This window comes from Mucilaginibacter sp., from assembly GCF_039207105.1.
GTDB lineage: Bacteria > Bacteroidota > Bacteroidia > Sphingobacteriales > Sphingobacteriaceae > Mucilaginibacter.
The window spans coordinates 1-284 of record NZ_JBCECK010000220.1 but is presented as its reverse complement, the minus strand read 5'-3'; the positions used below and the strand labels follow the sequence as shown (position 1 = coordinate 284).

The 284-nt window shown below is 40.5% G+C and carries 1 protein-coding gene; it reads left to right on the top strand.

Translation table 11 applies throughout. The annotated features are described in order from the left end of the window. Positions 1-40: 40 nt before the first annotated feature. Positions 41-284 (top strand): nucleotide pyrophosphohydrolase (locus tag AAGC65_RS24095; protein ID WP_343115021.1); only part of this gene is annotated, 244 nt, incomplete at its 3' end.

Sequence of the window (284 nt, the reverse complement as noted above, 5' to 3'; positions counted from 1 at the left end):
TAATTCGTCAAAATTCGTGTAATTAGTGAAAAGTTTAATTATGGAGATCAAAGAAGCGCAGAAACTTGTGGATAAGTGGATAAATACTATGGGGATCCGCTATTTTAATGAACTTACTAATACCGCCATTTTAATGGAAGAGGTAGGAGAGGTGGCCCGCATTATGGCCCGGCAGTATGGCGAGCAGTCCTATAAAAAATCAGATACAGAAGTTAACCTGGCCGATGAAATGGCCGATGTACTTTTTGTATTGATATGCCTGGCTAACCAAACCGGTATTGACC